This is a genomic window from Nocardia sp. NPDC047038, assembly GCF_040644075.1.
In the GTDB taxonomy this organism is placed as follows: Bacteria; Actinomycetota; Actinomycetes; order Mycobacteriales; family Mycobacteriaceae; genus Nocardia; species Nocardia sichangensis.
This window is the reverse complement of the sequence record NZ_JBEYVQ010000001.1, coordinates 1216892-1237092: the sequence shown is the minus strand read 5'-3', so window position 1 is coordinate 1237092 and position 20201 is coordinate 1216892. Positions and strand designations below refer to the sequence as shown.

Genomic DNA, 20201 nt, shown 5'->3' with positions numbered 1-20201 from the left:
ACGTCACACGGACCCGAAACGACTGTCCGGGCTGACATTCTGCCGCGCCCCCGGCCGCCCACCGGCGACCGACACGCGCCGCGGCGGCGTATTCCGGTGTCACGTGCCGCGTCGGTTCGCGATCGGTCACGGCTGGCCCTGGCTTTCCGCGGCCAGCAACGGGGCCCACATCCGCCGGGCCAGCGCGCCGAAGCGGGTGCTCTCGCCGGGTTCGCCCGCCGCGGCGGGCGCGGCCATGAGGTCTTCGAGCCGGGGCGCCGGGCCCCAGACGTAGCGAAGGTGGCGGTCGGTGTGATCGCCGAAGGGCCCCGGACCGTTGGGGCCGCCGTTGAATTCGCGCTCCGCCGCCGCGATCGCGTCGTCGGTGCTCGCGCCGCGGAAACGACGTTCGGCGTATACCGCGGTGGCGGCGGGCGCGACGGGCAGCGGTTCGGTCAGGCCCTCGTCGCGCAGCGAGACGAGCCTGCGCAAGATCTCCCCGGCCGCGGGCGCGTCGGGTGCGGTGAGCTCGCAGCGCCAGGTCGGACGGCCGAATTGGCCGCGGCCGGTGCTCACCGCCCGCCAGGAACGGTCCTCGGTGACGGTCAGCGCCAGCAGCGAAACCCACGCTCCGATCCGGTGTTTGGGGGCCAGCCGGGAGAAGGTGGTGCGGACCAGGGTGTCGCCGCGCACCTCGGGCACGGTGCCGGTGAGCCGCCGCCCGTTGCCCAGGTCGACCGCGATGTCCACCGCGCGCGCCGGGCCCGCGTAGTCCGCTTGTGCGGCGCGCACCAACCGGTCCACGGTGTGCTCCACCTCGTCGAGCACGGCGGCGCCGAATCCGAACGGCGGCAGCGTGCCGCGCCGCCACTCCGCCGCCCGCAGCCCGGCCGGATCCGCGCCGGTCAGGCGGGCCGCGAGCAGGCGTTCGCCCAGCTCCCACTTGGCCAGGCCGTCCAGCTCGATGGGCAGCCGGTCGGCGATGTCCTCGTCGTGCTCAGGAACCCGCAGACCGAGCCGCTGCCACAGGAAAGCGCGCACCGGGTGCTCCACGAACGAGATCAGATCGGCCAGCGCGACATCCGCCGTTTGCGCGGCGGGCAGCGGCGCGGCCAAGAATCCGGGACGCGGCAGCGCGGGTCCATCGGCCGCGTGCGCGCCGGCCAGGGCCACCGTGTCGAAACTGAACGGCTGCTCGGCCCGGAAATTCCGGCGATCGAAGGATTGCAGCGGATGCCGCGTCACCACCGAGCGCATCGCCGCGGCGCCGACGTGGGCCCGCAGCGCGTCCAGCAGCTCGGCGACCGGAACGGCGGGCGGCCGGTGCGCCCCGCTGACCGGGTCGGCGCCGGTGTGGAACACCAGCAGCGTGTCCCGCGCCGCGAGCACGGCGTCCAGCAGCAGCTGCCGGTCCTCGCTGCGCGGATCGCGTTCGCCCAGTAGGGGTTCGCGGGCCAGCACGTCGTCTCCGTCCGCGGCGCTCGCCCGCGGGAACATCTCGTCGTCCAGGCCGAGCAGCGCCACCACCCGGTGCGGCACCGACCGCATCGGCACCATCGTGCAGACGGTCAGCTCGCCGGTGCGGAAGTTGGCCCGCGTGGGGCGCGCCGCCAGCCGCGAACGCAGCAGCACACCGACGTCGGCCAGCCGCAACGACACCTCGCCCGCGTGGTCGGTGGCGGCGGCGAGTTCCTGCCTGGCCTCGGTACGCACCCAGGCCTGCGCGTCCGGCACGTCGGTCAGCAGATCCAGCGCGCGGCCGAGCGCGGCCGCCCATTCGTGCGCGGGACGGGGGCCGCGCAGGTCGCGCAGGCACACCGCGAGCCGGTCGACGAACTCCGCGAAGCGTCCGGCCAGATCGACGTCGTTGCTGTCCACGTCGTCCAAGGGCAGCGCGAGATCGAGCCAATCGTCGGAGGTCTCGCCAGCGGTGACCCCGAGCAGGATCCGGTCCACCGCGCTGTTCAGCGTGTTCTGCGCGAAATCGGCGAGCCCGAACGCTTGGCGCTGACGCTGCCCGATGCCCCACCTCGCCCCGGACTCGGCCGCCCACTCGCGCAATCGCTCGATGTCGTCGTCATCGAACCCGCAACGGCGCCTGACCGTCTCGGCGGCGGCGAGATCGAGCACCTGGGTCACCGTCACGCGGCCGTCGGCCAGCTCGAGCAGCACTGCGATGACCGCGAGCAGCGGATTGGTCACCCCGCGTCCCCGGTCGGCCAGGCGCACCCGCAAGCGGTGCGCCGGATGCTCCGAATCGCTCTGCGTCTCCGGCGATCCCGGCGCGCGCTGCCCGAATGCCGCGCGCACCAGCGGCGCGTACGCCTCCACCTCCGGGCACATGATCAGCACGTCACGCGGCTCCAGCGTCTCGTCGGCCGCGAACAGCCCGAGCAGGCTTTCCCGCAGGACCTCCACCTGCCGTGCGGGGCCGTGACAAGCGTGCACCTGCACGGTGCCGTCGGCGCCGACCTGCCCCGCCGCCGGGGGCCACTGGTCGTCCCGGATACCCCGTTGTAGCGCACGCAGCAAGGTCATGGACGAATCATGCTGTGCCGCAACGTCATCGAGTTCGCTGATCGGATGATAGGTGTCGGTTCCGGTGACGGCGGACGCGGCCAACCGCTGCTGCAACTCCCGGACGTCGCGCCCCAGTCCCGCCAGCAGCGGATGGGTGACCGCCGTGGCGCTGCGGTCCTCGGCGCGCGTGCGGGCAGGGGGCAGCTCGCTCAGGGTCGACCAGAGGACCGGACTCGGATGCACGAGCCACAGGTGCACGTCGCGGCCGGCGGCCAGCGCCGACAGCACGGCCAACTGGTCGCCGGCCAACCGGGTCACGCCGAACAGCGACAATCGCGGCGGCAGCGCGACCAGATCCGGACGCGCACGCAACCGGGCACAGGCGGCGTCGAGCCGCTCGGCCGGGCTCGGCGCCCCGATCTCGGCGCGCAGCCCGCGCCAGAGCATCGGCTGCCAGAGCAGGTCGTCGGGTACCGGAGCGCCCGCGCCATCGGTGTCGAGGCCCGCCGCCCACTCGGTGATCAGCGCCGGACGCTGAGCGGCGTAACTGTCGAACAGCGCGGCGACCTGTGCCGCGGTCGCGTAACGCCGTCCGGCGCGGTGCTCGCCGCCCGTGGCGTCTCCTGCGCCGAGATGCCTGGCGGGCACCGCGCACCAGGGCTCGGACAGCGAGGCGTCGATCACCCGCAGCAGCGTCCACACCGCCCGCTCCTGCGCCCACGGATCCTCCGCCTGCGCCACCCCGCTCGCCGCGGCCAGCGCCTCCGCGACCAGCGCGGAAGGCGAGGGGAAGGCGATGTTGGCGCACACACCGTCGGCCGCTCCGCCCGCGCCGAGCACTCCCGAGAGCGTCTGCGTCAGCCAGCGCTCCACGCCTTTCGCCGGCACCGCGACCACCTCGGCCGCGAACGGGTCTTCCTGCGGCGACGCCAGCACCCCGGCGAGCGCACGGGCGAGGACGTCGGCGCGCTCGGCACGGTGGATGTGCAGCGGCATCTGCGCCCTCTCGATCGGTGGTGTCCGGCTGCCCGGCCTCGGACTTCGTGCACGTTTATACGCCCAGCGACCGACGTGCAATCGCACCGCCCCATCCGGAGTCCAGTGAAATAGACCACACCAGAACGGATTACTCCGACGTGTCACGCGGGCGCCGCCGCGGCGATGTGCGACAGTGCTGCACCGGGGAGGAGAGCTTGCACCGGGGCGGAACGAGAGAGCTGCACCGAAAGGCTGGTTCGCGTTCTATGGATGCGATGGTGATTCCCCTGCTTCCGAAAGGCGGATTCACGGTCCGCCGGATCGGTGACCGCTGGGACCTGATCAACTCGCGCCACTACGGTCGCACCGTAGTCCTGCATTCCTGGCCGAGGGACCGGCACACCGAGGCCTTCGAGCACTGCTACCGGCTCAACGGACGCACCGTCGAGGAACTGCGCGCCGCCTTCCGCTGACGTGCCTGGCCGGCGGTGACGATCGAATTCCACTGCGGCGCAAGCAGCCGGAACGGGCGCTAGCACACCCTGGATCCGAGCTCAAGACGTGCGTCCGGACCCGCGATGTGCGATCGTCATCCCTCGTGCGTTATCCGTCCCCCGCCACCCGAACCGTTCCCCGCGTGGCCGCTTCCGCCTGTGTCCTCGCCGCAGCGGCGATCATCGCTCCCAGCCTGCCCGCCGCGCTCCCGACCGCGGGCGCGGTGCCGCTCGCGCACACGCAGGGCTGCCTGCCCGGCTTCGACTGCGATCTGAGCAGCCGCGTCGCGAAGGCCGACGCCTACCTCAACAACCGTCCCGGTGTCACCGGCTACGTCCTGCGCGACCGGGTGTCCGGCGGGGTCTACGCCAACGCCAACGCCGAGAACGCGGTCTGGACCGCTTCCACGATCAAGCTCGCGATCGCCGCGGACCTGCTCAACCGGGCGCGGACCGGCGCCATCAACCTGACTCCCGAGGACCGCGGTCTGATGGAGGGCATGCTCGCGACCTCGAACGACGGCGCCGCCGACCTGCTCTGGACCAAGTACTCGGGTATCGACCGGATGGCGTTCAACAACGCCTTCCGCGCCAACGGGATGACTTCGCTGGTTCCCCAGCCGACCAATACCGCGCTGTTCCCGGACTGGTCGTTCCAGAAGTGCACCGCCGCCGACCTCGACCGCCTGATGGACAACGTCCTCAACCGCATGCATCCCGACGACCGCAACTACCTCGTCGACCGGATGCGCGCGGTGGACTCCAACCAGCACTGGGGCGTGTGGGGCGCGGGCGCGAGCATGCGTCCCGGACTGAAGAACGGCTGGTCGGCCGAACAGGGCGGCTGGGTGGTCAACTCGGTCGGCTTCGCGGGACCGGGCGAGCGCTACACCCTGGCCATAATGAGCTCGCTGGGTGACGCGGGCGGCTACACCGAAGGCGCCGAGACCGACACCAAGCTCGCGGAGATCCTGCTCGCGGGCCGCTGACCGCCCGGCCGCTCAGGCGGCCGCGCGCCTGCGCAACGTCATCGGCGCACCGTCCCTGGGGAAGGGAATCGTGGTGAATCCCCAGGGCATGCGGTATTTCTCGGGTATCCGCCACTCGTATGCACGCACCAGGGCGGCGGTCACCGTCTTCACCTCGAACGTGCCGAAGTGCATCCCGATGCACTTGTGCGCGCCCGCTCCGAACGGCATCCACGCGAGGCGGTGCGACTTGTCCTCGCGCCGCTGTTCGCCGAATCGTTCCGGATCGAAGCGTTCGGGGTGGGTCCACAGTTCGGGCAGCAAGTGATTCACCTGGTAGGCGAGGTCCACCGGGGCGCCGGCCGGAATGTAGTGGCCTGCGATCTCGGTGTCACGCACGGCGCGGCGCGACAGTCCAGGAACCGGCGGCATCAGCCGTAGGCTTTCCCGGACCACCAGATCCAGATCGTGCAGCGCCTCCAGGTCCGCGATGGCGGGCGGCCCGTCGCCGAGGCGCGCGTCCATGTCGAGCACCTCGGCGCGCACCCGCTGCTGCCACTCCGGGTGCTTGCCCAGGTAGTACGCGACGGCGGTGGCGGTCGTCGTCGTGGTGTCGTGCGCCGCCATGATCAGGAAGATCATGTGGTTCACCACGTCGGCGTCACCGAAGACGCCGCCGTCCTCGCTGCGCGCGTGGCACAACCCGGAGAAGAAGTCCGCCGTCTCGACGCGGCGCTTCTCCGGCAGCATCGCGGTGAAGTAGTCCTCGAGCACTCTCCTGCCGCGCAGCCCGGCCCGCCAGTTGCCGCCCGGCACCGAATGCCGGATGATCGCCAGCCCCGCGTGCGTGCAGTCGACGAACGCGTCGATGAGCTGGCCGCGCCGCGGGCCGACATCGACTGCCATGAACGTCTCGCCGGCGATCTCGAGGGTCAGCTCCTTGATCGCCGGATACAGCCGCACCGTGCGTTCGGCGTCGCGCCCTACCGGCACCCAGCGTGCGATGTACTCCCGCGCCACCGGCGTCAGCGCCGCCAGGTGCGCTTCCAGCCGGTCCCTGGTGAACGCCTGCTGCATGATCTTGCGGTGGAATTTGTGCTCGTCGAATTCCAGCAGCAGCAAGCCGCGCCGGAAGAACGGGCCGATGAAGTAGTCCCAGCCCTGGCCGAAGTCACGGCGCCGGTGCCCGAGTACTTCGTCGAGTGCGTCCGGTCCCGCGACCAGCACCCGGTCGACACCGAGCGATGTGTTCAGCGAGACGGGTCCGTACCTGCGGTAACGCTCCATCATCTCGGCCGGGCCCCAGCGCATGTAGTGCAACGCCCGGCCCAGGTAGGGCAGCCCGGCATCGCCGCGCACCGCGACGGTGTCGCTGCCCCGCGGCGGGGTGGCCAGCACTTGGCGCCGTTCCGGCAACAATCCCAGCGCCCGATCGATCAGATGGCCGTGCGGTACCTCGATCAGCGCGATGTTCTCCGAATCGGCCCGCACGCTGGGCTTCCGGCCGATCGCACGGTCACCGGCGACCATGGCAATCCTCCCTGAGCGACAGTTACCATCGTAGGCTCTCGACCTCGCCCGCTCGGCCGGTTCGGTCGCGACGATCCTCCCCGCCCCGGCCCGGCGGCAGTGAGATATCGCACCGCAACACGCCAGGAACGGACATCTCGTCGTGACGGTGCCCGACTCGACGGCTACGGTTTAGCTGTCAGGAACCCCCGCCGGGGACGACCCCCAGGTCCATCGAGGAGCAGGACGATGAGCACTCAGACTGTCGAGAACGGCCGGCACCGGGTGGTGGTGATCGGCTCGGGCTTCGGCGGCCTGTTCGGCACCAAGCACCTCAAGCGCGCCGACGTCGACATCACGCTGATCTCGAAGACCTCGACCCACCTGTTCCAGCCGCTGCTCTACCAGGTCGCCACCGGCATCCTCTCGGTCGGCGAGATCGCGCCCGCCACGCGGCTGGTGCTGCGCAAGCAGAAGAACGCGCAGGTGCTGCTCGGCGAGGTCACCGACATCGACCTGACCGCCAAGACGGTCACCTCGCGCCTGCTCGACCAGGACACCGTCACCCCCTTCGACAGCCTGATCGTCGCGACCGGCGCGCAGCAGTCCTACTTCGGCAACGACCGGTTCGCCACCTACGCGCCGGGCATGAAGACGATCGATGACGCGCTCGAGCTACGCGGCCGGATCCTCGGCGCCTTCGAGCAGGCCGAGCTCGCGACCACTCAGGAGGAGCGCGACCGGCTGCTGACCTTCGTCATCGTCGGCGCGGGCCCGACCGGCGTCGAGCTGGCCGGACAGATCGCCGAGCTGTCCGACCGCACGCTGGAGGGCACCTTCCACAACATCGATCCGCGCGACGCGCGGGTGGTGCTGATCGAGGGCGCGGGCGCGGTGCTCGGCCCGATGGGCCCGAAGCTGGGCGGCAAGGCCGAGCGGCGCCTGGAGAAGATGGGCGTGGAGATCCAGCTCAACGCCATGGTGATCGATGTCGACGCGTTCGGCGTCACGGTGAAGGACTCCGACGGCACGATCCGCCGCATCGAGTCGGCGTGCAAGGTGTGGTCGGCGGGCGTGCAGGCCAGCCCGCTGGGCAAGCTGATCGCCGACCAGTCCGACGGTACGGAGGTCGACCGCGCGGGCCGGGTCGTGGTCGAGCCGGACCTCACCGTCAAGGGCCACCCGAACGTCTTCGTGGTCGGCGATCTGATGTCGGTGCCGAACGTGCCGGGGCAGGCGCAGGGCGCGATCCAGGGCGCGACCTACGCCGCCCGGCAGATCACCGCGGGGCTGAAAGGCCAGACGCCGCAGGAGCGCAAGCCGTTCAAGTACTTCAACAAGGGCAGCATGGCCACGATCTCGCGATTCAGCGCCGTCTGCCAGGTGGGGAAGCTGGAGTTCGGCGGGTTCATCGCGTGGCTGGCCTGGCTGGCGCTGCACCTGTACTACCTGGTCGGCTACCGCAGCCGGATCATCACCGTCATCCAGTGGTTCGTCACCTTCCTCGGCCGCAGCCGCGGACAGATGGCGGCCACCGAGCAGTGGGTGTTCGCACGATTGGCCTTGGAGGCGATCAGCAACGGCGACGATGAGGACGCCGAACAACTGGCCGCCGCTCTCGGCGCTTCCACCAACAGCCGGGTCGCGGTGGACAAGGCGCATACCGACGCGAAAGCCGGCTGATCCCGCCGTAATTGCGCGTTCGACCAATCCAGGTCACCGGCAGATCCGAATGTGGGGCGTCGACGTCTCCTTCGGATGAAAGGTGATCTATGGGCACAGGCAAGCACCGAGCACCCAAACCGCACCGGGCGAAGTTGGGTCCTCTCGTCGCCGTGGGAACGGTTCCTCTCGTTCTCGCGCTGGTGGGAACCGGCGCCGCGAACGCGGCACCCGATCGGGTTCCGGTGACCCGGACGGATCCCACCGATCAGCCGGCCCAGTGGCCCGCGGCCGAGGCGCCGAACGTGCGCCCGTACGAAGGTGTGCGGATTCCGGACGACACGCTGAGTTCGTTGCAGTGGGCGCGTCCGTTGCCGAATCCGAAGTATCTGGCCCCGCTGGAAGGGCTGCACGGCCCCGTTCCCGTCGCCCCCGTGCCGCCGATCGCGCCGCCGCCGCACAAGCTCCGCTTCGGAGACGTGCAGGTCGACGCACCGGATTGGCTCTACCGGGAGCAGGCGATCCAGCTCAACGACGGCGCCGCGATGGCCGAGGCGAATATCGCGACGTACCTCGACTCGATCGGGATGGAACGCACGAGGTCCGATCGGGTGGCGGGCCAGACCGTGGGCGCCGCCGCCATCGGCGCCGCGGCGGGCGCCGCGTTCGCGAGTCCGTTCGCGCTGTTCGGAGCGGCCGTCGGCGGAGGTCTCGCCCTGGCCATCGGTCTGCCGTTCGCGCCGATCGGTCTCGCCGCGGGCCCGATCGGGGCCGCTTACGGCGCGGCCCTGATGGCCGCCCCGTTGGCTGCCATCGGTGCGGGGATCGGCGCGGGACTCGGTGCGGTGCACGCGCTGAGCGCACCTCCCCGGGCGCAGGGCGCGCCGGAGGCGGTCGATCCGGCCCCGGAGAACACCGCCCCGGCTTCGGAAGCCACCGACACAGCTCCGGAGGCCGCAGACACGGCCCCGGAGACGGCCAACGGCTGATCGGATGGGGCTTCCGACGAGCGAGCCGGAAAGGGTGGGAACCCGACGACGCTGTCGGGCTCCCACCCTTTCTATCTCCAGCTCTCGGCCGGATTACACCTGTGTCGAACGAAACGATTGATCAGCGCCGCGGCTCGGCATGCTCCACCCCGGAGACGCCCAACAGCGCCCCGGTGCGGGTGAACAAACTGCCACCCGCCGCCAGCGGCAGCCGAGTCTGCGTCAAACCCGTTGTCGCCGCGGCACATTCGTCCGGATAGACGAGTTCGCTCTCCAGGGCGCGAGGCGCGGACAGCGCGTCATCGGCCGCTGTGTCCGCGCCCAGCGCCAGCCGGTGGCGCAGTAGAGGCGTGTCGTCGACATCGGCGATCAGGTCACCGCGCCATACGCCGCCGTCCTCGCCCGCGCGGCCGATCTGCACGCGTTCGCGCATGCGCAGCCGGGCGCCGGAATCCAGCCGGATCGTGGTGACGGTGTGGTGCCGCGCACCGCCCGCGACGATCATCGGCTCGGGATCGAAATCCAATACTCCGCCACTACCGACCTCGAGCTGCCAGCGTCCGCACGATTGCGGCGTCGCCGCGCCCGGCAGTGCCAGTGTCGCCGCGACCGAGCGGACCACCAGTTCGGCACCCGGCGCGACCACGATCGCGATGTCGAGTTCGTCGCCGCCCAGCGGCGTGGCGGAGGTGCCGATCAGATGGACCGCACGCGGTCCGGTGCGGCGGGCCGACAACCCGCCGCTGGCATGAATCTCCGGAAGCGTCCCTGGGCGAGCGACGATGCGTAGCTGCGTGCGCACCGGCGACACTCAGTGCGCGGCGGCGGATTCGCCGGCGCCCGCCCGGTCCTGCTCGGCGACCGCGCGCAATTGCTCGCGTACCCAGGCCAGCACCGGCGTCGCCGCGGGATCCTCGGTGAGCGAGACGAGCACTGTCGGCCGGTCCGCACGCACCCGCGCCGCATCACGCTCCATCACACCGAGGTCCGCGCCGACCAACGGCGCCAGATCGGTCTTGTTGACCACAAGCAGATCCGAGAACGTCACGCCGGGACCGCCTTTGCGCGGCACTTTGTCGCCACCCGCCACGTCCACCACGAAGATCTGCACGTCGATCAGGCCGGAGGAGAACGTCGCGGTCAGATTGTCGCCGCCGGATTCCACCAGGATGAGGTCCAGCGGCGGATTGGCGGCGACCAGATCGTCGATCGCGTCGAGATTGGCGGTGATGTCGTCGCGAATGGCGGTGTGCGGGCAGCCGCCGGTCTGCACGGCGGTGATCCGCTCGTCCGGCAGGACCGCGTGCCTGCGCAGGAAGTCGGCGTCCTCGGTGGTGTAGATGTCGTTGGTCAGTACCGCCAGCGACAACTCGTCGCGCAACTGCCTGCACAGCGCGGCCACCAGTGCGGTCTTGCCCGAACCGACCGGGCCGCCGATGCCGATGCGCAGCGCCTCCCCGGGCGTGCGGGCCCGTTTCGGCCGCTCCTGCCCGTGGTCGTGCGGCTCACCGTCGATCAGATGCGGGGGCATGGGGCGGTCTCCTTCTTCCGGGGCGTCAACTCGCGAACAGGGGCATGTCCCGCTGCCGATGCCGCTCGGCGAGCACGTCCTGCAGCGGGTCCGACATCGCGGCGAGACCGGTCACGGCCTCGGCGGCGACGCGATCGCACAGGTCGGCCAGCCGGACCGTGCACGCGGCGATCGCGGCGGGGTCCAGAGCCAGCAGACGCTGGGCCGCGGTGGCGGCGCCGGTGAGGGTCGTGTAGACGACCACACCGGCGATCTCCCGGGGCGGCACCGCGGCGGCCGCGCCGACCATTCCGAAGACCGTGGACAGATGCGGTGTCGCGGCGAGCGGCGACCAATCGTGCCGGGGCCACAGCTGTTTCGCCAGGCGCAACAGACCGCGGCCCTGGGCACGGGAAGCGGCCCGCGCCGCGGGTGCGGGCGTGCGCGCGTCGGCTTCCGCTTCGGCCCGCGCCGGATCCAGTTCGCCCGCGCAGACCGCCGCGGCCAGCGACGCGGTCACCAGCCCCGAGGTCCGGATGCGGCGGCGCAGATACAGCTCGACCGTCACGACGTCGCGAACCAAGCCGGACGCGACGGCTTCTTCCACACCGCCGGAGTGCACGTGGCCGCCGATCGGCAACCGTGAGTCGGCGAGCGCGAGCACCGTCGTGAGACCGGAGGCGGCCGGACCGATCGCAGCGGATTCGCGCATCCGTCGATCCTATGTCCCGGCGTGTCGGATGGATGTCCCGGTCGTTTCGCGGAGGTTCCGGTCCGCGCCGGACATGTCCCGCACGAGCCGCGGCAGGTCTTGGCGGGCGAGGTAGGCGGCGATGCTCAGCTCACCCTCGGCGCGCCGGACCAGGAAATCGCTGTAGAGGTCGAGGGTGGGCGCGTCGCCTAGGGCCATCGTCCAGTGTGCCGAGCTGAGCCAGCAGTGCCCGCCGAGCGCGATGGTGGACTGGGTGGCCAGCGTCGCGCGCGGTGCGGCGAGTCCGTGCGCCCTGGCGCGAGCGGCGGCGATGAATTCCTCCCTGGTGACGCACCGGCTGGTCGTGGGCGTGACCACAAGGATCTGCGGATCGAAATAGGTTGGCAAGGTGTCGAAATCGGACGCGGCGGCACTTGCGTCATGTGTTCGAATATTGCGGGCGCACAAACTTCTTCACCTGGGCTACGCCCGGTGCATCTACCGAGGGGGAAACGAGGTGTCGACGCCGGACACGCGAGTATCTGCCGCACAGTGGATCGCGCGCGCGATCGCGATCGTGGTGCTGGTTCCGATCCGTCTGCTGTGGGAGGGCGTTCTGCTTCTGTGCCGCGCCACGGCGGCGGCGCTCGGGTACATCGCGCGACATCTGCTGGTCCCGGCAGCCGAGCTGATCCGGCACTGGGTGCTGCGGCCCGCGTGGATCGTCGTGAAGGATTTCCTGTGGGGCTGGGTGGTGCAGCATCTGCTGTGGGGCTTGGTGCTCACGCCGCTGCTGTCGCTCCTGCTGGAACACCTGTTGCGACCACTGCGGCGTGCGGTGGAGGTCTTCCTGTGGCGCAAAGTGATTCGTCCCGCTGGGGCCTGGTTGCTGCGCTGGGTCGTGTATCCGATCGCATATGCCATCGCCTGGGTCTGCCACCAGACCGTCAAATGGCTGATCGTCTGGCCCCTGTCGCAATTGTGGCGTTGGGTGCTGCACCCGCTCTGGAAAGCGGTGCGCGTGACCGCGCGCTACGGGTGGCGTGTGGCCACGCTCATCGTGGGTGTGCTCGTGGTGCTGCCGTGCCGCGCGCTGTACCGCTACGTGCTGCGCCCGGTGTTCGCCGCCTTCGCCGTCGTCTGGCTCGCTGTGGTGGTGCGCCCGGTCCGCTGGGTGCACGGCACGATCGTCCGGCCGATGAACCGCTGGGCGGCCGAGATCATGACGTCCGTCTTCGGCCACTGATCCCGGCCGCACAACTCAGCGCGAACGTGGAGCGGCGAAGCGGGCGATCAGCGCCATCGCCGTGAGCACCGTCGCGCCGACGGCCACCGCGACGTGCATGCCGTCGACGAAGGATCCGCGCGCCGCCTCGATCAGCGCCGCGTTCCCGCCGGCCTGCTGGATGGTCTCGCCGAGCGTCGCCGCGTAGTCGCCCCCGGACCGGAAGATGAGCGCCGCGAGCGAACCGAGCAGCGCGAGACCCAGCGCATTGCCGAGTTCGAAGCTGGTTTCCGAGATACCTACCGCCGACCCGGCCCGCTCCGGCGGCACCGAGGACACCGAGACCTCCGACACCAGCGTGAAGGCCAGACCGTAGCCGATTCCGGCGATCGTGGAACCGGCGAGGTACCAGCCGAGTCCGTCGTGCGCGCCGACACCGAGCAGCATCAGGTTGCCCGCCGCGGAGGCGAGCAAGGCGAACACGAAGGTCGCGCGGGCGCCGAAGCGATGCCCGACCCGGGCGCCGCCCACCGAGCAGACGAAGACCGCGATCGCCATGGGGATGCCGAGCAGCGCCGCCGCCAGCGGCGTGCGCCCGGTCACCGATTGCAGATAGACGCTGGTCAGATAGCTGAGGCCGGCCAGCGACATCATGCCGGTCAGGCTGGCGCCGATCGCCACCGAGAACTGGGGCCTGGCGAACAGCCGCAGATCGAGCAGGGGCTCACGCAGCTGTCGCTGCCTGCGCACGAAAACGGTCAGGATCACCGCGCCGACCAGCGCGACGACGATCGCTTGCGCATCGATGCCCTTGGTGGCGGCGTGTTTGATCCCGTACACCACCGGCAGGATGCCGCCGATCGACAGGACGACACTCGGCAGATCCAGCGGTCCCCGCACTCCCGCCCGATGCTCCGGCAGCACGAACGGGCCGAACGCGAGCAGGACCAGCAGCACCGGGATGTTGATGAGGAACACCGAGCCCCACCAGAACTGGTGCAGCAGCATGCCTCCGATGATCGGTCCGACAGCAGAGCCGCCCGCGAAGAACGCCGTCCAGACGCCGATCGCGGCCGCTCGCTCCCGCGCGTCCGGGAACAGGCTCGAGATCAGCGCCAGGCTGGACGGCAGCAACGTCGCGCCGCCGATGCCCATCAGCGCCCGCGCGGCGATCAGCACGCCCGCGCTGGGCGCGAACGCCGCGATCACCGACGCGATGCCGAAGACCACGGCGCCGGTCAGCAAGATGTTGCGCCGCCCGATCCGGTCGCCGAGATTCCCCATGGTGATCAGCAGGCCCGCGATCAGGAAGCCGTAGATGTCCAGAATCCACAGTTGCTGGTCCGCGGACGGATCCAGATCGAGGGTCAGTGTCGGCAGCGCGAGGAACAGCACCGAGATGTCCATCGAAACCAGCAGCACCGGCAGCAGCAGGACCGCCAAGCCCAGCCAGGCCCGCCGCGAGCCCGTCGTGGCCGGCTCGGTCCGGACCGGCTGCACGTCTGTCATCACCGAACATCCTCTCCATGACGCGTACGTCGTACGCATGATTCCGGGTACAGTGTACGCATGCTGCACCGCGCCGCCATCATCGACACCGCGATCGAGCTCGCCGACACCGAAGGCTTGGACGCGCTGTCCATGCGGCGCATCGCCGATCGGCTCGGGGTGGGAGCCATGTCGCTATATCGCCACGTCGCGAACAAAGACGAACTGCTCGCGCTGATGACCGACGAAGTGGCCCGGCGCAACCCGTACCCCTCCCCCGAGGGACAGCGGTGGACCTGGCGCGACCGGGTCCGCATCGCCGCCGAGATCGACTGGGCCCTGTACCGGCAACATCCGTGGGTGCTGCTCACCTTCGCCACTCCGCGCTACAGCTTCGGGCCGCAGAGCTTGGCCTGCCTGGCCTGGTTGGTCGACGGGTTCCTGGAACTCGGCGTGTCCACCCGCGAGGCGACCGGCATGTCCTTCACCGTCTGGAACTACATCTCCGGCGCGACGCTGCCCGAGATCAGCGCCGAGCTGATGGCGCGCAAAGGCATGGATCCCGCGGGCGACAACGGGCTGCGGACGCTGCTGCACGGCACAGCAGAGGGACCGGTCCCCTCCGCGTTGGCCGATCTCGCCGGCAGCGGCGTACGCGATCTGACCCAGGAGGAGCTGCTCTACGACGGGCTCGACGCGCTCTGCGACGGCTTCCAGGCCAGGGCGGCCCGGCGCGACCGGTTGACCTCAACCTAACTTGATGCTGGAGGCTGACCGGCGACGCCAACGAACAGGAGCCACCGTGCACGCCGTCCTCCTCCACGCTTTCGGCCCGGCCGAGAACCTGCGCTACGAAATCGTTCCCGATCCGGTGCCTGGCCCCGGCGAAGTCCGCATCGCGGTGGCGGCGGCCGGTGTGCACCTGGTCGATACCGCCCTGCGCAAGGGCGAGCCCGGGCCGTTTCCCCTGCCGCAGTTGCCGACCATCCCCGGGCGCGAAGTCGCGGGCACCGTGGACCGCGTGGGCGCCGATGTGGATGCGGGCCTGCTGGGCGCGCAGGTGGTGGCCCATCTCGGCCCGGTGCCCGGCGGTTACGCCGAATTCGCCGTGACGGACGCGGCCCGGCTGCACGAGATTCCGGCGAACCTCGATGCGGCGGAGGCGGTGGCGATGATCGGCACCGGGCGAACGACCATGGGCATCCTGCAGTTCACCGAACTGAAGCCCGGCAGTGTCGTCCTGGTGACGGCCGCGGCGGGCGGCATCGGCACGCTGCTGGTGCAATTCGCGAAGAATGCCGGAGCCACGGTGATCGGGTTGGCCGGTGGCCCCGCGAAGGTCGATCAGGTGCGACACAATGGCGCCGACCTGGCGGTCGACTATCTGTTGCCGGATTGGCCGGACCGGGTCCGCGCTCGAATCGGCGACCGCGGGGCGCACGTGCTGTTCGACTCGGTGGGCGGCGCGGTCGCCCGCGCCGGAATCGATCTGCTCGCACCGGGCGGCCAACATCTGGTCTATGGCTGGTCCGGCACATCGAACGACGAAGGGCCGGTCCGGCTCTCCGCTGCAGAACTGACCGAACGAGGTATCACCTCCGAGACGGTGATCGGTCCGCCGATGCTGGCGCGCGCGGGCGGCGATCTGCGCGTCCTGGAGAACCTCGCCATGGCCGAGGCGATCGCCGGACGGCTGCGACCCGGCATCCAGCGCTTCGCGCTCGCCGACGCGGCCGCCGCGCACCGCGCGCTGGAAACGCGCGGGACGACCGGCAAAGTGGTGCTGGAGCCCTGACTCACTCCACGTCGTCGCCGTTCACCACGGCATAGGCGAAGCCGTCCCAGCCCTTCGCACCGACGGTCTGCACCACGGTCGCGTCCAGGCTCGGTTCGGCGGTGAGCAATTCGACGAGTTCGCGACTGGCCTGCGCGTTCGGGTCCTCGGACCGCTCGTCGGCGATCGTGCCGCCGCGCACAACGTTGTCGACGATGATCACCGAGCCCGGCCGGGTCAGCCGCAGCGCCCACAGTACGTAATTCGCGTTGTTCACCTTGTCGGCGTCGATGAAGACCAAGTCGAACGGTTCCGGATCCTCCTGCGCGAGCACGGGCAGGCTGTCCAGCGCGGCGCCGACCCGGATCTCCACTCGGTCGCCGACGCCCGCACGGTCCAGATTCGCCCGCGCCACCTCGGCGTGCCGGGCGGCGAACTCGAGCGTGACCACCCGCCCTTTGGGGCCGACCGCGCGGGCCAGCCAGATCGTGCTGTATCCGCCGAGCGTGCCGATCTCCAGCACGCGTCGCGCGCCGACCGTCCTGGCCAGCAGATGGAGAAACTTCCCCTGCGGCGGTGACACGTCGATCGCGGGCAGGCCGGCCGCCTTGTTCGCCTCCAGCGCCGCGTCGGAATCGGGATCCGCCACCAGTGTCTCCACCAGGTAGCTGTCCACATCGGCCCATCCAGATGTCGTCATACCTCGCAGTCTGCCACCCGATTCCACCCGCGGGCACGCCTCCGGCGAGTAGCGTTCGGCACGGAGAGACGTACATGTTTCGTGAGCGCGCCGACGAATGGACGGACAGAAACGACATGACGAATCTTGCGCGGGCCACAGCGGTCACCGCCTGCCTGATCGCCGTGGGCGCCACCTTCCCCGCCGCGGCCGATCCCATCGGCGGGGCCGAATACGTCGCCGTGGGCGATTCCGGGGCGGCCACCACGGGCGTGCGGAACTTCGACATCTCGGCCCCGTTCCGATGCCTTCGCTCGACCGCGAACACACCGCAACTGGTCGCCCGGGACCTGGGCCTGCGGATCGACGACCGCACCTGCAACTCCGCCCTCATCGCGGACCTCACCGCCCCGCAGCAGCCGGGCATTCCGCCCCAGTTCGATCCGCTCGGCCCCGCCACCAGGTTGGTCACCGTGCACATCGGCGCCAACGACGCGTTGATGGCCGAACACATCGTCGCCTGCCACGTCTACGGCCTCTCCGGGGCCGGTACCTGCGCCGGTCCGGACTGGGACGTCGACATCGATGCGATCGCGGCGCCTTACGCGGCCGCATTGCAACAGATCTCGGCCCGGGCGCCGCACGCGCTGATCGTCGTCGACGGCTGGCCGCGCTACGTGCGCGACGGCGGCTGCCCGGCGCTGGTAGGTCTCCGCCCGTCCGACGCCGCGCCCATCCAAGCCGCCTTCGATCATCTCAATTCCGTGGTGTCCCGCGTCGCCACCGCGCACGGCGCGATCTATGTGGACACCAGCGCCGCATCGGAGGGCCGCGACGCGTGCGCGCCCGTCGGCGTCCGCTGGATGGAGCCCGTCCTCGCCACCGAGACGCTGCTGCCCTACCACCTCAACCCGCAGGGCATGCGCGGCATCGCCGATGTCGTCGTCCCGGCGATCCGCGCCGCCGGACTGCCCGGCTGAGTGATCCGGCCGCGCCGACGCGACCGCCCCGAACTCGGGCGGAGTCCGGGGCGGCGTCGGCGCGAGGTTATTTCGTGAAGTTCTCCGGCGGCTGCCAAGGACGGCCGTGCGGGTCGTCCGGGCGCTGGGCCGGAGGTTGCTGCGGCGGCGGCTGCTGAGCCGGGAAAGCCTCCTGCGGAGGGATGACCGGCTGGTGCGGCGAAGGTTCGAACGCCGGCGGGGGTGGTGTCGGGGTCAGTCCCTCGACCGGGGTCCGCGCCGTGGCCTCGGCGGCGCGCACGGCGCGCTCGATGGTCGGGTCGGGCGCGGTGTCGAACCAGTCCGCGACATCGGAGTCGTCCTCGGGCTTTGCTTCCGCGCCGTCGGAGGCGGGCGGCTCGTACCGGAACACACCGTCCTCGCCCTGCGTGCCGAAGCTCTTCGCGAACCCCTCCAGCGCCTTGCCGAAATCGCTCGGCACCAGCCACACCTTGTTGGCGTCACCGCGCGCGACCATGGGCAGCGTCTGCATGTACTGGTAGGCAAGCAATTCCGGCGTCGGCTTGCCGGATTTGATGGCGGCGAAGACTTTTTCGATGGCCTTGGCCTGGCCTTGCGCCTGCAGGTAGGAGGCGGCGCGCTCACCTTGTGCCCGCAGGATACGGCTCTGCCGTTCGCCTTCGGCCGACAGGATCGCCGACTGCTTGGCGCCCTCGGCGGACAGGATCTGCGCCTGCTTCGAGCCCTCGGCCGTCTTGATCTGCGATTCGCGCTGCCCCTCCGCGGTGAGGATCATGGCGCGCTTCTCGCGATCGGCCTTCATCTGCTTCTCCATCGACTCCTGGATCGACGGCGGCGGATCGATGCTCTTCAGCTCGACCCGCGCGACGCGCAGTCCCCAGCGCCCGGTCGCCTCGTCCAGCACGCCGCGCAGCTGGCCGTTGATCGAGTCGCGTGAGGTGAGAGTCTGTTCGAGCGTCATGCCGCCGACGACGTTGCGCAGTGTGGTGACGGTCAACTGCTCGACAGCGGCGATGTAGTTGCTGATCTCGTACACCGCCGCCTGCGGGCTGGTCACCTGGAAATAGACCACCGTGTCGATGTGCAGGGTGAGGTTGTCCTCGGTGATCACCGGCTGCGGCGGGAACGACACCACCCGCTCCCGCAGATCCACCTTGGCGCGGACGCGGTCGGCGAACGGCACGAGGAACGTGAGTTGGCCGGAAACCGTCCGCGAATACCGCCCCAGCCGCTCGATCACCGCGGCCTCGGCCTGCGGCACCAGCGCGATCGACTTGAAGACCACCACCACGACCAGCAAGATGAGGACGGCGGCAACGATCAGTACAGCCATCAAGGCCCCTTCCAGACGACGGCGGTCGCGCCGTCGATCTTCATGACATAAACGGTCGTACCCGGTTCATAGACTTCGGTCGTGTCCATCGGCCGCGCGGTCCACACCTCGCCGTTCAGTTTCACCTGGCCGGAGTGCGCCGCCACCTGCTCGAGCACCAGAGCGGTCTTGCCCGGCAGGGCGTCCACGTTCGTCGGCGTGGGCGGAGGAGTTCCGTAGCGACGCCGGATGATCGGGCGCACACCGAGCAGCAGCACCGCCGAGATCACCGCGAAGACGACGGCGTCGGCCACGATGGAGGTATCCGCCGCCGCGCTGACACCCGCGGTGCCCAGCGCGGCGACACCGAGCATCAGCAAGGTGAGGTCGCCGGTGAGCATCTCCGCCGCCGCGAGCAGAATGCCCGCGACCAGCCAAAAAATTGCGGCCACACGACCACTGTAGTGCGCGGATCATGATCTCGGGCGCATCATCGACGAGTACTCCCGATGAATTCCACGCGTGGACGCGCGGTGCCCCTGGTCCGCCGAAAGCCACAGCGGCGGTGCTAGCTTCAGGCAGGTGAGCGGGCGTGACAGGTATGGCGACATCTTCTCCGGGCATCCTCGATCGAAGAAAAGGGCGGTGCCGACGGTCACCGCGGAACGCGACCTGGTGGTCGAGGATGCCGCCACCGGATTCTGCGGCGCGGTGGTCGGATTCGATCGCAGCTACGACGGCGAGTTCGTGAAGCTGGAGGACGCTCGCGGCACGGTGCGCCTGTTCGCGCTGCGCGAGGCGGCGTTCCTCATCGACGGCGAGCCGGTGACGCTGGTGCGGCCGCGGGCCGCCGCGCCGCAGACGCCGAACCGCTCGGCCTCCGGCTCCACCAGGGTGGAGGGCCTGCGCGCCCGGGTCGCCCGTGGCAGCCGGATCTGGGTGGAGGGCGTGCACGACGCCGCGCTGGTCGAGCGGGTGTGGGGCCACGATCTGCGCGTCGAGGGCGTCGTCGTCGAGCAGTTGGAAGGCTTGGACAATCTTGCCGCTCGGCTGGCGGACTTCCGGCCGGGCCCGGGCAGGCGGGTCGGCGTGCTGGTCGACCACCTGGTGACCGGATCGAAGGAGACCCAGCTGACCACCGGGCTCGGGCCGCATGTCCTGGTGACCGGGCACCCGTTCGTCGACGTCTGGCAAGCCGTGCGCCCGGCCACCCTCGGCATCGCGGAGTGGCCGCGGGTGCCGCGCGACGAGGACTGGAAGACCGGCGTCTGCCGACGCCTGCGCTGGGGCTCCCCGCAGGACGGCTGGCGGAAGGTGTACGAGGCGGTGTCCTCCTTCCGCGACCTGGAGACGCCACTCATCGGCGCGGTCGAACGACTCATAGATTTCGTCACCGAGCCGGACTAGCGACGGCGGAGGATGAGCGCCCCGCTCCGATGCCGG

19 protein-coding genes are annotated in these 20201 nt (G+C 70.4%); 9 read left to right on the top strand and 10 right to left on the bottom strand.

Translation table 11 applies throughout. The features are described from left to right. Window positions 1–126: 126 nt before the first annotated feature. Window positions 127–3495 (bottom strand): exodeoxyribonuclease V subunit gamma, encoded by a 3369-nt coding sequence (gene recC / locus ABZ824_RS05990; protein WP_356961895.1) that lies wholly within the window; start codon window positions 3493–3495, stop codon window positions 127–129. Between the two features lie 257 nt (window positions 3496–3752). On the opposite strand from recC, the gene ABZ824_RS05985 reads away from it, so the two are divergent. Together ABZ824_RS05985 and ABZ824_RS05980 are read left to right on the top strand one after the other, a co-directional pair. After that, on the top strand, window positions 3753–3950 hold the full coding sequence (locus ABZ824_RS05985; protein ID WP_355070929.1) for a hypothetical protein: 198 nt from the start codon (window positions 3753–3755) through the stop codon (window positions 3948–3950). Window positions 3951–4114: 164 nt separating this feature from the next. Next, window positions 4115–4960, top strand: a complete 846-nt coding sequence (locus ABZ824_RS05980) for a tat pathway signal sequence (protein WP_356961893.1) — start codon at window positions 4115–4117, stop codon at window positions 4958–4960. Between the two features lie 12 nt (window positions 4961–4972). On the opposite strand, the gene ABZ824_RS05975 is transcribed toward ABZ824_RS05980, so the two are convergent. Then, window positions 4973–6469: a cytochrome P450 gene (locus tag ABZ824_RS05975; protein WP_355070926.1), complete on the bottom strand. Its 1497-nt coding sequence runs from the start codon at window positions 6467–6469 to the stop codon at window positions 4973–4975. Window positions 6470–6697: 228 nt separating this feature from the next. Here ABZ824_RS05975 and ABZ824_RS05970 point away from each other — a divergent pair, with 228 nt between their 5' ends. Further along, window positions 6698–8131, top strand: coding sequence for an NAD(P)/FAD-dependent oxidoreductase (locus ABZ824_RS05970; RefSeq protein ID WP_355070924.1), 1434 nt, complete (start codon window positions 6698–6700; stop codon window positions 8129–8131). A 152-nt stretch (window positions 8132–8283) separates the two neighbouring features. Next, window positions 8284–9099, top strand: a complete 816-nt coding sequence (locus tag ABZ824_RS05965) for a hypothetical protein (protein WP_356961891.1) — start codon at window positions 8284–8286, stop codon at window positions 9097–9099. A 121-nt stretch (window positions 9100–9220) separates the two neighbouring features. Here the strand turns inward: ABZ824_RS05965 and ABZ824_RS05960 are convergent, their stop codons facing one another. From ABZ824_RS05960 to ABZ824_RS05945, 4 genes are read right to left on the bottom strand one after another with little or no spacing between them, the layout of a single operon-like run. Continuing rightward, window positions 9221–9901 carry an urease accessory protein UreD gene (locus ABZ824_RS05960; RefSeq protein WP_356961889.1) on the bottom strand — a complete coding sequence of 227 codons (681 nt, stop codon included), beginning with the start codon at window positions 9899–9901 and terminating at the stop codon, window positions 9221–9223. A gap of 9 nt (window positions 9902–9910) precedes the next feature. Then, window positions 9911–10630: an urease accessory protein UreG gene (gene ureG / locus ABZ824_RS05955; protein WP_356961887.1), complete on the bottom strand. Its 720-nt coding sequence runs from the start codon at window positions 10628–10630 to the stop codon at window positions 9911–9913. Between the two features lie 25 nt (window positions 10631–10655). Further along, a complete protein-coding gene (locus ABZ824_RS05950) occupies window positions 10656–11321 on the bottom strand; it encodes an urease accessory UreF family protein (RefSeq protein ID WP_356961885.1) in 666 nt (221 codons plus the stop codon). 9 nt (window positions 11322–11330) lie between these two features. After that, a complete protein-coding gene (locus tag ABZ824_RS05945; RefSeq protein WP_356961883.1) occupies window positions 11331–11708 on the bottom strand; it encodes a hypothetical protein in 378 nt (125 codons plus the stop codon). A 109-nt stretch (window positions 11709–11817) separates the two neighbouring features. On the opposite strand from ABZ824_RS05945, the gene ABZ824_RS05940 reads away from it, so the two are divergent. Continuing rightward, complete coding sequence (locus ABZ824_RS05940) at window positions 11818–12546, top strand: hypothetical protein (RefSeq protein ID WP_356961882.1); 729 nt, start codon at window positions 11818–11820, stop codon at window positions 12544–12546. Between the two features lie 15 nt (window positions 12547–12561). Here ABZ824_RS05940 and ABZ824_RS05935 read toward each other — a convergent pair whose 3' ends face one another. Next, on the bottom strand, window positions 12562–14034 hold the full coding sequence (locus ABZ824_RS05935; protein ID WP_356961880.1) for an MFS transporter: 1473 nt from the start codon (window positions 14032–14034) through the stop codon (window positions 12562–12564). Between the two features lie 60 nt (window positions 14035–14094). Here ABZ824_RS05935 and ABZ824_RS05930 point away from each other — a divergent pair, with 60 nt between their 5' ends. Both ABZ824_RS05930 and ABZ824_RS05925 read left to right on the top strand, forming a co-directional pair. Next, window positions 14095–14769, top strand: coding sequence for a helix-turn-helix domain-containing protein (locus ABZ824_RS05930; protein WP_356961879.1), 675 nt, complete (start codon window positions 14095–14097; stop codon window positions 14767–14769). A 46-nt stretch (window positions 14770–14815) separates the two neighbouring features. Further along, complete coding sequence (locus ABZ824_RS05925; RefSeq protein WP_356961877.1) at window positions 14816–15808, top strand: zinc-binding dehydrogenase; 993 nt, start codon at window positions 14816–14818, stop codon at window positions 15806–15808. 1 nt (window position 15809) lies between these two features. On the opposite strand, the gene ABZ824_RS05920 is transcribed toward ABZ824_RS05925, so the two are convergent. Beyond that, entirely contained in the window at window positions 15810–16487 is a 678-nt protein-coding gene (locus ABZ824_RS05920; protein WP_356961876.1) for an O-methyltransferase, read from the bottom strand. A gap of 116 nt (window positions 16488–16603) precedes the next feature. On the opposite strand from ABZ824_RS05920, the gene ABZ824_RS05915 reads away from it, so the two are divergent. Then, entirely contained in the window at window positions 16604–17446 is an 843-nt protein-coding gene (locus ABZ824_RS05915; RefSeq protein ID WP_356961875.1) for an SGNH/GDSL hydrolase family protein, read from the top strand. Window positions 17447–17513: 67 nt separating this feature from the next. Here ABZ824_RS05915 and ABZ824_RS05910 read toward each other — a convergent pair whose 3' ends face one another. Both ABZ824_RS05910 and ABZ824_RS05905 read right to left on the bottom strand, forming a co-directional pair. After that, the gene (locus ABZ824_RS05910) at window positions 17514–18779 is read right to left on the bottom strand and encodes an SPFH domain-containing protein (protein WP_356961874.1); all 1266 of its coding nucleotides are present in this window, start codon (window positions 18777–18779) and stop codon (window positions 17514–17516) included. Next, the gene (locus ABZ824_RS05905) at window positions 18779–19210 is read right to left on the bottom strand and encodes an NfeD family protein (protein ID WP_356961872.1); all 432 of its coding nucleotides are present in this window, start codon (window positions 19208–19210) and stop codon (window positions 18779–18781) included. The genes ABZ824_RS05910 and ABZ824_RS05905 overlap by 1 nt, the downstream gene beginning before the upstream one ends. Before the next feature lie 130 nt (window positions 19211–19340). Between ABZ824_RS05905 and ABZ824_RS05900 the strand changes: the two genes are divergently transcribed. After that, window positions 19341–20165, top strand: a complete 825-nt coding sequence (locus tag ABZ824_RS05900) for a DUF3097 domain-containing protein (RefSeq protein WP_355070896.1) — start codon at window positions 19341–19343, stop codon at window positions 20163–20165. The last annotated feature ends 36 nt before the right edge of the window (window positions 20166–20201 follow it).